This is a genomic window from Coprococcus sp. AF38-1 (assembly GCF_003603945.1).
Lineage (GTDB): Bacteria > Bacillota > Clostridia > Lachnospirales > Lachnospiraceae > Coprococcus > Coprococcus aceti.
The window spans coordinates 86,613-102,041 of record NZ_QVGO01000006.1 but is presented as its reverse complement, the minus strand read 5'-3'; the positions used below and the strand labels follow the sequence as shown (position 1 = coordinate 102,041).

The following is a 15,429-nucleotide window of genomic DNA, read 5'->3' as shown; positions in this document are numbered from 1 at the left end:
TTTTGTTATTACTGCCATATCAATTATGATTTTCACTTATTGCTACTCCGATAGTATAATCTAACCAGATTTAAATGACAAGACAGCATTTATCATATGAAAGGATGCGCATATCTATGGAAGAAAATACCATTTTCCCAAGGGAAGAAAAATCGGAAATATTATTTGAAAAAATCCTCAGGGATCCCTGGGCATGCGAAAAGCTCATGGACACATTCTGTAATTACCTGTTCTGCAATGATGACTTCGACTGCAATCTTTCACCGGAAGAATTTACAAAATCACTGCTCTCAGCTTATCTGGACAGAGATATGTCGGCATTCCTCATGTCCATCTGCAACAATACCATGTTCGATCTGCTAAGGAATTCCTACCTCATCCCATATCGCTTCAACGCCGATGGCAAGACCAATCCTGTCATCATGACCGGTGAGCATGGCGAACTTCTGCCTGAATTCAGAAACTCTGTAAGAGAAAAGGATTATCAGCACTTTCACGATATATACACACATATGACACACAACGAGAATATGTATCTTGCAAAGGCGTACAGATACAGCCATGAATACACTTCTGACAACATGGAAGTCGGGCAGAAGATCCTTGAAGAGTGCACCGGAGTCCTGCTCATCAGGGAGCTGCCGGACACGGTAAAGCTCAAGGAGACCGAAGCTGAGGCATACTGTGCTGTGTGGGATATCATGGTTGAACTGGAAAAGAATCTTCCCATGGCATTTGTATTCTACGGTCAGGATACTTTGGACAAACAAGGCATGCGATATGACGAGCTTGGAATATTCCTGCCGGATTCACTGCTCATGAAGAATCTGGAAAGACACGTTGCGAAAGCCGAGGCGATCATATATGCGGAAAAGTAAGAATGCAAAAAACGTAAATGCGGAATCATACATAGACATTATGGAAAAAAATCACATGGAGATTCCATGGCATGACTACGCCAGTGCCGACAGCAATGTACTCATATGCAAGGCAGGTCTGATTGAAAAGGCTTCTGTCATAGGCAGAGTCGGTCTTATCATGCTCTCATGCGGAACAGGTGCATGGCGTGTCCGTACTTCCATGAACAGGCTTTCCAAAGAACTGGGTGTCACATGTACCGTCGATGTCGGACTCATGTCCATAGAATTCAACTGTTTTGACGGTCACGACTGTGTATCACAGTCCCTGTGCATCGCCAATACAGGCGTAAACACCTCAAAGCTATATAGAATGGAGCAGTTTGTTGACAATTTTCCAAATGAAGAGGCGCATTTGACCGGCGAGGAAATCCATCAGAGACTTGATGAGATAGAAAAAATACATACCTTGTATTCTCCTCTCCGCCTCGGACTTGCCTCTGCTCTCGCCTGCTGTGCCTTCACATTTCTCCTAGGCGGCGGGCCTGTAGAAATGATGCTGGCATTTATCGCAGCCGGAATCGGAAACCTCATAAGGACAAAGCTTATCAAACACCATTTTACTTTATATATGAACATAGCTGTATCCGTGTCAGCCGCTTGTCTTGTGTACGCACTGCTGCTAAAGGCCGCCGAGCTGGCATTTCATATACCCGCCTTCCACGAAGCCGGATATATCTGCTCAATGCTGTTCATCATACCGGGATTTCCATTCATTACCAGCGGTATAGACCTTGCAAAGCTGGATCTGAGATCCGGACTTGAGAGACTTACATACTCGATCATCATTGTGCTTGTGGCAACGATGTTCGCATGGATCATGGCGCTTCTGCTGAAGCTTCACCCACAGGATTTTATAGCACTCGACATAACACCAGGACTTCATCTGGTATTCAGATTGATTGCCAGCTTCTGTGGTGTGTTCGGATTCTCCATCATGTTCAGCAGCTCCATACACATGGCCGCCACAGCCGCTGCCATCGGTGCCATAGCCAACACTCTACGTCTAGAACTGGTAGATCTTGCCGGCATCCCTGCAGCTGCCGCCGCATTTGCCGGAGCCCTCACGGCCGGACTGCTCGCTTCATTCATCAAAAGCACCAACGGTTATCCGCGAATCTCACTGACAGTCCCATCCATAGTCATCATGGTTCCAGGGCTTTATCTTTATCGTGCAATATACAACTTTGGAATCATGTCACTTTCCGATGCCGTGTCCTGGTTTGCGGCTGCCATCATGATCATCATAGCCCTGCCACTTGGACTTATATTTGCAAGGATCCTGACGGACAAAACCTTCAGGTACTGCACCTGATCCCCGAATGGGGTCAGGTACCTCCGTCCCCCAGATGAGATCAGCGCCTGAATGTCAAATCTACAACCAAGGAGTATATGAACCATGAAGTTTTATCCACATAGACAAATGTCAGAATCTTTCATCACCGCGGCCTTCCTGTCAATATCAGGAGGTCTGCAGGATGCATATACCTATATATTCAGAGGAAAGGTATTTGCAAATGCACAGACAGGCAACATAGTTCTTCTCGGTCAGAATCTTGTAGACCGAAACTGGAGAATGTGTGTACACTATGCCGTTCCTCTATTATTTTTTGCGCTTGGAATTGCTGCTGCCGAGTGTATAAAACAGAAATTTCAGAATATGCAGCAGTTTCATTGGAGACAGATCGTTGTATTGTGTGAGATTTTTCTGCTTCTTATCGTGGGATTTCTTCCCATAAGGCTCAATCTTATCGCAAATGCCATGGTTTCATTTTCATGTGCCATGCAGGTTCAGGCATTTAGGAAGGTCAACGGCTATGCATTTGCCAGTACCATGTGCATTGGAAATATCCGAAGTGGCACCGATGCCCTGTGTGCATACTTCAGAACAAAGGACAGGAACACACTGTTCAAATCTCTGTGCTACTGGGCAATCATCCTGCTGTTCGGAATCGGTGCCGCTGTGGGCGGTCACTTCATCCGTATATTTGATATGAGGACCATCTGGTTCTCCTGCTGTCTGCTGTTCGTGAGCTTTCTGTTCATGTTCATCAAGGAAGAGAGAGAGTAAAAATGAGCTTACGCGGGTCCTCAAGGAGCAGACGCATGAAAGGCGCTTCGCGCGGCGTCTGCGTACATCATAAGGAATCTCCCGCTTACGCGGGTCCTCCTTATGATATATAGTCTCCTCTATCGACAACAATCTGGAATCCGAACGCCTCTGCGCGCCTGTCAAGGCAACCGCGGCACTGGGCGGATTCCTCCCCCGTGCATATCTTGTTGTCATAAAGCTCGTATTTCTTTCGGACAGACACAGGAGACAGATTCGGCATGACCACATTCGCACCGTGCATAAACCCACGCTCCCTGCCATCCGCCGCTATCGTTCCGAGAGATGTGGTGGATGGTATGAGTGCCTTCGGGAACATCAGTCTCAGCATGCTTATCATCACCAGCGTCTGCTTGACAGTTCCCTGCTCCATCTTCGCAAATGGCGTCTCCTTGTGAGGAACATACGGCCCGATCCCTATCATCTGTGGCTGCAGCTTCGCAAGGAAATGCAGATCCTCGGCCAGATTCACCGGCGTCTGATACGGCGATCCCACCATAAATCCACTTCCCACCTGATACCCAAGACTTTTAAGATCGTACAGACATCTGACTCTGTTGTCATAGCTCATCGAATCCGGGTGTAATCTTTCATAATGCACCCTGTCCGCGGTCTCATGTCTCAGAAGATATCTGTCCGCCCCGGCCATCCGCCACAGTCTGTAAGTCTCATATGGATGCTCGCCAAATGACAGCGTGACAGCACAGTCCGGATATCTCTCCTTGATGCACCTCACTATGTCAGCTATAGCCTCATCTGAAAATCCTCCGTCCTCGCCTCCCTGAAGCACAAATGTGCGAAATCCCAGCACATATCCCTCATCGGCACAAGCCAGAATCTGATCCATTGTCAGACGATATCTGTCCACTTGGCTGTTGCTCTTCCTGATGCCGCAGTAATAGCAATCGTTCTTGCAAATGTTCGTAAACTCGATAAGTCCTCTTATATATATCCTGTTGCCAAAACTCTGATGAGCCAGATCGTAAGCCTTCCTTCTGAGATACTCAAAGTCACTAATGCCGTTCTGAAGGTCACTGGAATCACCTGACATCTTCACATTCTGGGGGGATTCTTCCAGACTTTGCCCATCCATCATCTTCATTTTTACATTTGACGCAGCCGTAACATCCTCTATCCGTGACAGCACTTCTATAGCTTCAGCCAGCTCATTGACTCCCGGTAGTTCACCTCTGCCCTGTCCATATTCAAATGTCTTATCTATGATATCTCTAACTTTTCCCATATAAACTCTATACCCTGTTTTTACATTTATAACTCTGTATGATCAAGTGATTTCCGATACAAGGTAAACAAAGTTACATCCAGATACTCCATTCCATCCCTTTCTACTCCGTCATACACAGCAGACTCCTAATGTGCGCAAGTCTGGCATCAAACTGATCATAGAAATCCTTCTCCGCATCATACATTCCCACATACATAACCTGCAGCACCAGCATGGTCTGATTTCTCGCTGTCTCATCCTCACCAGTGCGCATATACTCGATCAGGTTTCTCTGCATGTCCTTCTGGAACTTGTGCCAGTCATTTATATATTTCGTGTACCGCGGCAAGTCCTCTGTATCTATCCATTTCGACACCTTGACCTTAGCCCTGCCCGCGCGCTCACACTCATGTATCTGCAGGATGTATCTGAATCCGTCATCGGTGTAATATCTGCCAAGTGGAAAGAGTCTGCAAAAGCCAGGTCTCGCGCTGTGTATGCTGCATCTGCCCTCATCGTTTAAGAACGGACATTTGTCTGCCGTCATCCTTATATTTGGAAGTACCAGACCATCCACCACATTGACCTCAAGCTCCTTTTCAAGCAGCTGCGTAAAGTTCTTGCCGGTCTCCTTACAAAGTCTCATCACGTCCAGTGGATCAAGGATGATGGAACTCCCCATCCCTGTGCAGCAGGCATGGCACCCCTTGCACTCATCGCAGTACGCCTTCACCATATCATTCGCATCGTATAATCTTCCATCTGAGATATCTTCCAGTTTCTCATTTCTTATCATAGCAGTAATCCTCAATCATTTTATTATTTGTCTACAGAACACCATACTTGATCCGCACCCTGTCAAGCTTCTCAAGAAATGGTCTTGCCAGCAGCCACAGGAATATCACCGTTGCAGTTCCATGCACCACGTCAAATGGGAATCCCGTCACATATGACGCTATGATCATGCTCCTGTTCACAGCCGGCTGCCAGATTATCACCGACGCCGGATTCATTATTCCGCCGTATATCAATATACAGATAAGTGCTCCGAATATGCACAGTCCAAGCTTTGTCGTGTTCTTTGTCCGCACTCCGCTTTTGGAGAAGAAGAGTCCCGCCAGGAACCCCACCAGTCCCATGGCAAACATCTGCCATGGAGTCCACGGACCCTGCCCCATCAGGAAATTAGACACGAACATGGACATTGCGCCGACCACAAATCCTCCTTCGCAGCCAAATGCCACTCCGGATATGATCACTATGGCCATGGTCGGGCTGAAGTTCGGGAGCATGAAGAATGCCGCCCTGCCCGTGACGGCCAGAGCACACATAACCGCCAATGTGACTATATCCCTTACCTTGGGCTTTCTTCCCTCAAATGATACGAAGAACGGGATCATTGCCTCTATTATAATCAACAGAGATACAAAATAATATTTTTTGTCTCCAAGTCTCTCGCATCCAAACCATATCGTAAGTGGAATCACAACGAGCATAGCCACTATACTTAATATCGTTCTCCTGACGGATCTGTGACCGGAAGCTTCCATGACGATATCCTCGTTCTTCTTTCTGGTGACAGGTCTTATAGCAAGGAGCAGCCCCGCTATGGCACATATCATCACTCCATACATAGCCAGATATTTCCATCCCTTTGACGTGATGGTCATCCCTCTCTGCACAAGATCTGCCAGATTGGACTGGGCCATGGTCTGCCAGAAGCAGAATATGATGATCACCGACGTGACAGATATCGTGAGTATCTGCCACCATTTCAGGGGATCAGCTTCGCGCTCCTTCGTCAAGGTTATGTCCTTTATTATAGCATCATCGTCGATCCTGTTTCCGTCTCCACATACCGTCCTCGACTCCCTGACTCCATATGCCTTCAATATATCAGAAACAGTAACCGCACCGCAAAGTATCCCCTGGGAGATTCTTGCCGCCGCAGTGGTGAAGAAATTGTTGCCCGCCAGATATTCCTGTACACAGTTCACTGTGGCAAGCTCGCCATCGAACAGCAGCGCTATGCGGTCTCCCGCCACAGCGCAGAATTCCACATCATGGCTCACCACCACTATGGTCTTGCCATGTTGCTGCAGATCTCTGAGCATACTCTTGAGTTCTGCCTTAAACCCATTATCAAGCCCCTTTGTCGGCTCATCCATGAGCAGAATATCAGGATCATACAGAAGTACCTTTGCAAGTGCCAGCCTCTGCTTCTCTCCTCCTGACAGATCGTAAGGATGTCTGTCCATCAAATGCTCCAGCTTACAGAACCTCACTATGTCCACCAACTTTTTTCTGTCACTTGCGTCCACCAGTTCTTCCCGTACAGAACGTCTTGTGAAAAGAAGCTCCGGGTTCTGTGGGAGCATGCCCACACTTTTACCCTGTTTTATCTTTATTCTTCCACGGTACGGCTTATTTACCCCCGCTATCAGGGAGAGCAACGTCGACTTGCCGCATCCGTTGCTTCCATTTATCATAAGTATCTCATTATCGTATATGTCAAGATCCAGACCGCGAAGTACTTCCTGCGAACCCTTGTCGTATCTGAAGTGAACCTCATCTATCATGACTGCCCAGGACTTGTCCTGACGATTCGCAATTTTTGTTGTAGTTTCTCCAGCACCATGATCAGTTTTCTGACCATCTGCCTCCCTGGCATCCCCTTCATCCACCAGCACATACCCAGGCGCAACCTCATGCCCCGATTCCCTGTACTTACTGTCAAACTGTGACAACCAGTTTCGCCCCTCCGCTACGGTCACCGGAGATTCATCCGAGCCATCAAGCCCCAGATACACCTGGACAGCCGCCGGCATAGAGAGATACAATCCATTTCTGTTTATACCTTTTTCCTTTAACCTCTGTCCTTCATTTTTCAGGGTGGCAGCTACCTCTTTGACAGTTCCTTGACACAGCACTGTGCCTTCATCCATGACCACCGCTCTGCTGCACACCGGAAGCACCTCCTCCAGCCTATGCTCAGTCATGATGATGGTCGTGCCAAGCTCCCTGTTGATTCTCACAAGACATGCTATGAATTCATTCGCAGCTATCGGATCGAGCTGGCTGGTCGGTTCATCCAGTATCAGCACCTCCGGAGACAGAGCCATGACCGACGCAAGATTCACCATCTGCTTCTGTCCGCCAGACAGCTCTGCGACACGCCTGTGGAATATCCCGGACAACCCGAAGAATGAACACATCTCCGCAACGCGTCGTCTGATATATCCATTATCGTATCCCAGACTCTCCAATCCAAATGCCAGCTCATGCCACACTTTATCAGTGACAAGCTGTGCATCGACATCCTGCTGTACAAATCCGATCTGCCTTGCTGATGTCCGGTCATCCATCTCCTCCAGGCTTCTTCCTTTGAACTCTATCTTCCCGGACGATCTTCCGTGAGGAGCGATACTTGTCTTCAACTGCCTAAGAAGTGTGGTCTTTCCACATCCGGAACTTCCCAATATGACCACGAATTCCCCCTGTCCCACTGATAGTGTCACATTTTTCAATGCATCAAGCAAATATCTCTCGCCCGAATCATCATTGCTATCGGGATATGCAAATGTCAGTTCTTTTATATCTAATATATTCACCGCTTCTCCTTTGTCACATTTTGCGAATCTTAACATTTTCTTTTGCCTGCATATATATTGGAACACATATAAGACATACATACACTACATACATACTTACAGTAAGTGTACCACTTATACTTCCTCTTATGGACGGATAATACCAGAACGCAAATCCTCCGCACACACTGCCGGCCAGCACATACAATCCACACACAAGTATAAATGCAAGCGCTTTAGTATCACTTTTTCTAAATCTATACAGTGAATATGCAGATCTTCCGGAAAGTCCATATCCCCTTGATCTCATACTATCTGCAGTGACAAGCGCCCGTTCAAGAGCCCAGGTTACAACGGCAGAAAACACATGGCAGCCCGTTCTAATTCTCACAAAATACGAACCTTTTGGTTTGTATCCAGATGCCCTCTGAGCTCTGTACACCTTTCCAAACTGTCCTGCTATGTCCGGAATAAACCTCAGTGTCATGGAAAGTATCAGAGACAACACTGGCGCCGCCTTGCCGAACAGATACACCATCTTGTCCGATGATATAACGCAGTTAAAGCACGAAAACCAGCATATCACTGTCACCAGCATAAACGCAGCCATGATTCCATACATTATAGACTCCAATGTCAACGGATTTCCAGACGGAAAATATGTGAGTATCGTCACTCCCTGATGGCTGAACGCCGGGTTGATGAGCGCCGTCAGCAATATAAGTGGGATCATATATTTTATATTAGTCCTGAAGCCATCATATCCCCTAAGCAATACCGAATACACAAATGCCCCTATAAAAGACATGCCCAGGCAAACCGGATGGGTAAATGCCAGGGCATATCCTATAGTGAATATAAAGTATACCAGATTGACTATAGGGTGATATGTGGAAAATGAATCCTGTCTTTTCACAATTATATTTTTATCTCCTATCAATCACTATGTCCAGTACCCATGTCTCAGCGAATCTGTCAATGCATCTCGGATCCAACATCTGCTCCCAGGTCACATGTATAGAGCCATTTTATCACATCTCCCTGCTTGAGTTCATAGCTTGAACAGCCATAATTTGGGAACCAGCCATTTACCGAGTACATCCAGCCTGAACCATCACCACAGTCAAATTCATACAGATTGTGAATTCCTTCTATATAATAACTTCCATACATAGGCGTCCATGAATATTCAAGCTGTATACCATAATCCCTGCACACCGACTTAAGCACTTCGAATACTGTGTCCCCCTCCTCAAATGTGGCAGTCACAGTTCCCAGAATGACACCATCATCAGGTACATAGTCCTTTTTCTCCGGTCTTAGCAGTTCCAGATTGTCAAATATTGTAGAACATCCTATTGATATAGTGCAACTGTAGGTTTTCTTCGGCGCTTCAGTTGTATTCTCTGTAGTTGCCTTTGTCGTGGCAGAAGAATCAGCAGTTGTCTTATCCGGTTTCCGCTTTTCCGTAGTCGTCGTGGTCCCCGGCTTCTTCTCAGTTGTTTTTTGAGACTCCGTGGTGGTATTCTTCTTTGTAGTAGCCTCCGTCTTCTTCTCCGTGGTAGTCTCAGAATTTCGCTCCGTCACATTCTCCGATGTGCTCTCAGCGGAAGTCTGATATTCTGTTTCCGATGTATCAGAATCCGAATGAGTTCCTGAGGAGGTATCGGTTACAGAACTGTCTGATTTCTTTTTCTTGTCATTCCCTGCATCAGTATTTTCCTCTGTCGCACTCTTCGTTGTCTCCGTCAGTTCCGCACCGCCTACAGCTTCAGTTGTGAGTCCCTCTTCGGTCTTTTCCAGCTTGAAACCTCTGGTCCCCGGCGCATTTCCTCCGTACCAGAAAGCCCACACCAGGATCAGCAGAACAATCACAGCTCCACCTATGTGTTTCTTATATTTCTTTACAAATTCTTTGATCTTATCCATACACCTACTTCTTTCGGATCACAACGTTTACAGTCTTGCTCCATGCTCCGTAATAATAAGTCTTTCCAACCTTCTTGAATCCCTGAACTCTGACATAATACCGCTTTCCCGCCTTGAGTCCGCTCAACGTCACATTTGTCTTCTTGTTTACCGATGCCCTGTACACCTTGACATTCTTTTTAAATGTCTTATCCGTGGAATACATCACCCTGTACCCCGAAGCACTCGCATTTTTTTTATAAGTCACAGTGCACTTTTTCTTCACCGTTGACTTTATCTTTGTTATCTTTTCCTGATTGACCCTGTATATTGTCTGGGTCGTATACGTAGCCTCCCCGCCACTTCCAACAGGCTTAACTGCATAGATATATTTCTTGCCATTTGCGACCTTCCGGTCAGTGTAGCTCAGAGATTTTGTGGTGGCCACAGTCGTCCAATTCTTTGCATTTCCAACCTTTCTGAGCACCACATATCTGTCAGCCCGTGCCGCTTTCTTCCACTTTACTGTTATGCCTGCTGCTCCATTACCCGCCGACACACTCGTCTTAGCCGGCGCAGCCATCTTTATGACAAATGTCTTGCTGGCTGAGCCCTTGAATATTCCCTTGCCGGTCACCACTACCTTTGCCGAATTGCCAATATTGACATTGTTCTGATATGAAATGGTGTAATCCACGCCATCCTTAAGCACTCTGTCACCAATCTTCACCGTCACGCCCGGCTTCTTGGCCTTGCCGTCGTACACATACGTGCTGGTGCTGAGTTTCACATCCGCTGTCGCCACGGATCGGATATATAATGACTTTGCATCAGACATATCATACAGTGTGTTCTTTCCTTTTTTGAATCTGTCATAGGCAGCCAGAGCATATCCAGCCTGCTGCGAAGCCATTCCATTTACAACCAGTTCACCATTCTGTTTTACATCATGGGCAAACCCGCCGGCACTCGCAACATAGAATCCCATCAAAGCATCCAGCACAGAATGTCCATTTTTGACAAATGCCTCATCTGTTCCGGCATCCCTGCCTATATCAAGTAATCCACATATCACCTGCGCACAGCTCTCAGAATTCACAGTTCCCCATGAAGCAAATCCACCATCAGCCTTCTGCAGCCCCGACATTACATCAAGCGCCCTGTCAACCGCCGTCTTAACCTCTGTGTTAGACTTGTAATACGGCGCAAGTGCCTGAATTGTCATACCTGTCATATCCGGGTCAGCATTACTACCAGAAAATGCCCAACCACCGCTAGAAAGCTCTCGTCCAAGGATATATTCAACAAGCCCTTCCCTTGTCGTCTGAACACCGTCACTTCCATCTGGAAGCTTCGGAATATCATAACCTACCGTGTCAAATGCAATCAACGCAAACACCGGGCCATTGATTCCCTGTGTTGTTACATAATTCATATCGGCCAATGGCTCAAGCAGATTGTATCCACCAACATCTGTGGCATCAGCGCCAATCGCAGTGAGTGCAAGTATAGTTCTTGAATTGTCCGTACTCTTATTCTTGTGAAGCTTTGCCGAGCCTTTTGCCTTAACATACTCCACAACATTATCATAGTATTCCCCATACCATGCCTCATCCTCATAAGCATATCTGGCAAGAGTCATCACGTTCCACTCAGCTCCAAACTGAGGGTCATCCGCAGTCTTCCTCAGATATACAAGAGTATCGCCAAGGGCCTGTGTGTAATCAACTGCAGCCACATCTGCAGTTTCCTCTGTCGCAGTTCCTGTCACCGGATCCGTCTCGTCATTCGTCGCTGTAGATACTGCTGGATTCGTCATATCGTCTGGCACTGTGTATATCGTAGAATCTGTTACACCATCCGACTCTGCATATATCGTAGAATCCGTTACATCATCCGCCGCATACACGTTCACAGCATTTCCTGTTGTTCCCGTGAACATAACCATTGCCATCGTGCACATCGCCATACACACAGCAAAAATTCTTCTCTTCATAATCGTGTCTCCTTTCACATTATTCCGAGTGGATATATAGCAAGCGATCTGACTTGCCACAATTACCCCAATCTTATCAACGCCCATGTTCTATGTCAACCTGAAGCAAGCAAGTCAAAGAGCACAAAATTTTATCTTTTTCGCAAAAAAATTCCTGAAATAACACAAATTTCCGGGAATTGTATCTTTTAGCCATTTTAAAACTCATTTAGATACAATTTTCTCCCAAACAAGCCAAAATCCCCCAAAAAGAACACAATTTTAAATTTTTTCAAAATGCAATCCTCAAAGCCGGCCACAACGTAAGACCCGCTTGGTAATATATATATCCGACAATCGTTAGCGCAGACGTCTGTGCTTCGATGGTGCTTGCTGGTGCCCAGATCCGCCGACGCCCTTTTGGCGGTCGGAGCACCATGCAGATAGCACCCAATCGAAGTGCAGTAAGTCAAGCGTGATTGCGGATGTATATATTACCAAGCGGGTCGTCTGTCACAAAAGCTTCTTAAAATCCTCCAGACAAACCGGTCTGGAGAAATGATATCCCTGATAGTAAGTGGAACCATACCTATGAAGGTAATCGAACAGTGCCTTGTCCTCGACACCTTCAATGCAGCTCTTGTATCCGAGTTGATGTGCACAGGACACAACCGCCTGTACAAGGACCTGATTAGGCTTGCTCTCCTGTATTCCCCTGACAAATGACATATCGACCTTAAGCTCATCTATCGGTAATTCCGTGAGCAGATTTAGGGTAGCATTTCCCGTTCCAAAATCATCAATAGCGATCTTTATTCCAAGTTTCCTGAAATATTCCAGCTCATTTTTCAGAAATGCTATATCCATATTCTTACATCTCTCTGTGAGCTCTATGCACAAATACTCAGGAGGGAACTTCGTCTTTTTTAATATATCCACAACAGCCTGCCTGAATCCATGATTCTCAAGCTGAGTCGCTGATATATTGACATTCACCACAAAATCAGGTCTGATCTTGCGGACCTCCATACCATCCGTGAGTGCCTGCTCTATTATCCAGTTGCCAAGTTCAAAGAAACACGGCTCCATCTCAAGCCACGGTATAAATATTCCCGGTGGAACCACTCCAAATTCCTTGTGTTTCCATCTGAGAAGAGCCTCCATACCTACTATGTGTCCTGTCTCGGAATTTGCTATAGGCTGATAGCACATGAAAAAGCCTTCCATGTTGTTTGCCACACATTTGTGTATTGTGCTATACAGCTGCAGTCTCATTCTATCATTGTCCTTGATCTCCTCATTGAAGAATACAAGTTCACCATGATGATCCTCCTTGGATCTCTCCAAGGCATATTCCACACTGCTCTTTATCACATCCTCATCGGCTGCTCCTACATGGTCATATATCAGACCACCTCCATACAATTTAAGCGGGATCGCCGTGCCGTTCAGGCCTACATTGTCAAGTGCAAGATTCTGTACATGTCTGTATACCTCTTTTAGCTCCTGTTTAGTATACATATTTGAGCAGATTGCAAATTTCGCTCCATCGAGTCTGAATACGAGTCCCTTTCCACCGACAACATTTTTGAGCTTTGTGGCAAAATCCTTTAGAACAGAATTGCCATATGCATATCCGTACATCATATTGATGCTGTTGAACATGGATATTCCTATTGCCAGAATGCTCATCGTCTGCTTATTTCTCAAATGTATAGATATATACTTGGTATACTCATGCTGATTGTGCAGGTTCGTCACCGGATCAACCCCGTCTATGACTCCGTGGTTTATCACTGTTCCTACAAAGAACTCCGGATCACCATTTTCCTTCTTGGTGATGAAGCCTCTGCAGGTACAGACCACATATTCACCCTTTTTGTTTCTCATTCTATATTCTACATCATGAAACTTTTTACGCCCCGCAAATACCTCTGTAATATCCTGTTCAAATATTGCTCTGTCATCCGGATGTATAAGCTTCTCCCACACTTTCTGTGTATCATATATGTATTGCCCCGGAAGTCCAAAGTAATCCACAGCACTTGCAGACCATTTTGTCACATTCGTATCGAGATCATTCATAAATATATAATTTCGGAGTGTTGTAGCTGCAAGGGCGTCAAATATCCTGTCTGTCTTCCCAAGATTCCTGTAATGCGGAACTCCATCCTCTGTAGTTCCTACAGCTATATTCGCCTCGTTCTCCACACTCTCGCGCCTCTTGACCTCAGGATGCTTCGAATAGAATCTCTTCTTATCCTCATACATCAGTCTTTCGGCTTCGTTCATTATCTTGTCTATGGAATCTGCCTCAGCCTTCCAGACTGCGCCGAACGCAACCGGAGCCTCCTCCTGCTCATCAATTACCTCTTTATATCTGGCGATCATTGAGTTAAACGACTGCTCAGCAATATCCATAATGATGACAACAAATTCATCGCCACTTATCCTGTAACATGCATTTTCGCCAAAATGCTGTGCCAACATCTGCGATACCCTCTGAAGATATAAATCTCCTTCTTTATGTCCATAATGATCATTCACATACTTCAATTTGTTCACATCGTTGAATACGAATCCGACCGACCGCTTATCATTTCGGTCTGCATACGCGTCGCACAGAATGTTAAATGCATTTCTATTGCCGAGACGAGTGAGTGTATCCTTGTAACTGTAAAATTCCAACAGCTCCTGCTTCTCTATACTCTCAGAATACTCCTCATGTATATCCCTCGTATAAATATAGAATACCTTATTGTCATCTCTATAGTCAGCAGTAGGTATGACCTCTGTCATCACCCATCTGTACACCATATCCATCTTGCGCTTATATCTAATGGTAAATCTGTCATGTCCATTCGCAAAATATTTTATGAGAAACTCAGGAGACAGGCACTTTCTTACCCTGTCCACGTCGTCAGGGAATATCTCACCGTCCATAGTCATGTCTTTCATGTACTCTCCAAGGCAGTCATGCTTAACCTCATCTCTGCTTCTTATATATCCGCCCCTCAATGTCTCGCAAATATTGTGAGTCACATCAATCCTGAATATACGCCTGTATACCCTTGTCAGTGTCCTGAGACTATCCTCCAGTACCAGAGTGTCAAGGCTGACTGGCCTCATGCCGAACACAATCCATTGTCCGTCCTCTCTCGGCTCCTTCTCAGCTTCTATATCCATGGAAACCCACTCATAGTCCTCGCCAAGCCTCAATCTGAACCTGAAATTACGCACGATGGATCTGGCTCCGGCTTCTATGAGTGCTTTGACATGCTTCATATCACACATATATGCAAATTCTCTGACCTCATCAGGATGACAGCAGTCCAGTCCCCTGTTATCCTTAAAATAGGAGGATACGTCAGTGATGCTTTTGTAATTATCTGCATTTTTATCCACGCTGATAACACTCACATACTCCCCAGTATCAATGTTGACCAGCGCCAGCTTCACATAATTATCATATAATATATTTTGTATCTGTTCTTTGTAGTATTTTTTGTCAAGTGATATCTCTCTCAAAAGATCCCTCCTTGCAGCATCATCCGGCCTGCCATATATTTCCACGCAACCGTTTTCATTATAGCATTTACGCCACAATATAAAAAGGATGTTTTAACTAATTACATGGCTAAATAGATAAAAATAGCCGGTAAAAAAGTTACATAAACAATTTTACCAGCTATTAATAACCTTCA

At 45.8% G+C, this 15,429-nt stretch carries 10 protein-coding genes; 3 read left to right on the top strand and 7 right to left on the bottom strand.

All coding sequences use genetic code 11. From position 1 onward, the window contains the following. Positions 1-116: 116 nt before the first annotated feature. The 3 genes from DW025_RS10040 (at position 117) to DW025_RS10030 (ending at position 2,988) form a co-directional block, all read left to right on the top strand. The gene (locus tag DW025_RS10040; RefSeq protein ID WP_118758384.1) at positions 117-878 is read left to right on the top strand and encodes a DUF4866 domain-containing protein; all 762 of its coding nucleotides are present in this window, start codon (positions 117-119) and stop codon (positions 876-878) included. Further along, entirely contained in the window at positions 865-2,232 is a 1,368-nt protein-coding gene (locus DW025_RS10035; protein ID WP_119999774.1) for a threonine/serine ThrE exporter family protein, read from the top strand. Before DW025_RS10040 ends, DW025_RS10035 begins: the two co-directional genes overlap by 14 nt. 84 nt (positions 2,233-2,316) lie before the next feature. Further along, positions 2,317-2,988 (top strand): YoaK family protein, encoded by a 672-nt coding sequence (locus tag DW025_RS10030; RefSeq protein WP_117550117.1) that lies wholly within the window; start codon positions 2,317-2,319, stop codon positions 2,986-2,988. Positions 2,989-3,088: 100 nt separating this feature from the next. On the opposite strand, the gene hydE is transcribed toward DW025_RS10030, so the two are convergent. The 7 genes from hydE to DW025_RS09995 form a co-directional block, all read right to left on the bottom strand. Next, positions 3,089-4,270 (bottom strand): [FeFe] hydrogenase H-cluster radical SAM maturase HydE, encoded by a 1,182-nt coding sequence (gene hydE / locus DW025_RS10025; protein WP_119999772.1) that lies wholly within the window; start codon positions 4,268-4,270, stop codon positions 3,089-3,091. Positions 4,271-4,373: 103 nt separating this feature from the next. Continuing rightward, positions 4,374-5,048 carry a YkgJ family cysteine cluster protein gene (locus DW025_RS10020; RefSeq protein ID WP_119999770.1) on the bottom strand — a complete coding sequence of 225 codons (675 nt, stop codon included), beginning with the start codon at positions 5,046-5,048 and terminating at the stop codon, positions 4,374-4,376. 31 nt (positions 5,049-5,079) lie between these two features. Then, positions 5,080-7,863, bottom strand: coding sequence for an ATP-binding cassette domain-containing protein (locus DW025_RS15185; RefSeq protein WP_119999768.1), 2,784 nt, complete (start codon positions 7,861-7,863; stop codon positions 5,080-5,082). 13 nt (positions 7,864-7,876) lie between these two features. Next, positions 7,877-8,758 carry an energy-coupling factor transporter transmembrane component T gene (locus DW025_RS10010; protein WP_242849667.1) on the bottom strand — a complete coding sequence of 294 codons (882 nt, stop codon included), beginning with the start codon at positions 8,756-8,758 and terminating at the stop codon, positions 7,877-7,879. A gap of 59 nt (positions 8,759-8,817) precedes the next feature. Further along, a complete protein-coding gene (locus DW025_RS10005) occupies positions 8,818-9,771 on the bottom strand; it encodes a DUF4430 domain-containing protein (protein ID WP_118758389.1) in 954 nt (317 codons plus the stop codon). Between the two features lie 4 nt (positions 9,772-9,775). Then, a complete protein-coding gene (locus DW025_RS10000) occupies positions 9,776-11,746 on the bottom strand; it encodes a fibronectin type III domain-containing protein (RefSeq protein WP_118758390.1) in 1,971 nt (656 codons plus the stop codon). Between the two features lie 492 nt (positions 11,747-12,238). Continuing rightward, on the bottom strand, positions 12,239-15,253 hold the full coding sequence (locus tag DW025_RS09995; RefSeq protein ID WP_119999766.1) for a bifunctional diguanylate cyclase/phosphodiesterase: 3,015 nt from the start codon (positions 15,251-15,253) through the stop codon (positions 12,239-12,241). Between the last annotated feature and the right edge of the window lie 176 nt (positions 15,254-15,429).

Excerpts from the sequence above, each read along its gene's own strand:
- DW025_RS10005 (WP_118758389.1), bottom strand. The coding sequence starts at position 9,771 with ATGGATAAGATCAAAGAATTTGTAAAGAAATATAAGAAACACATAGGT.
- DW025_RS10000 (WP_118758390.1), bottom strand. The coding sequence starts at position 11,746 with ATGAAGAGAAGAATTTTTGCTGTGTGTATGGCGATGTGCACGATGGCA.
- DW025_RS10030 (WP_117550117.1), top strand. The coding sequence starts at position 2,317 with ATGAAGTTTTATCCACATAGACAAATGTCAGAATCTTTCATCACCGCG.
- DW025_RS10035 (WP_119999774.1), top strand. The coding sequence starts at position 865 with ATGCGGAAAAGTAAGAATGCAAAAAACGTAAATGCGGAATCATACATA.
- hydE (WP_119999772.1), bottom strand. The coding sequence starts at position 4,270 with ATGGGAAAAGTTAGAGATATCATAGATAAGACATTTGAATATGGACAG.
- DW025_RS10020 (WP_119999770.1), bottom strand. The coding sequence starts at position 5,048 with ATGATAAGAAATGAGAAACTGGAAGATATCTCAGATGGAAGATTATAC.
- DW025_RS10040 (WP_118758384.1), top strand. The coding sequence starts at position 117 with ATGGAAGAAAATACCATTTTCCCAAGGGAAGAAAAATCGGAAATATTA.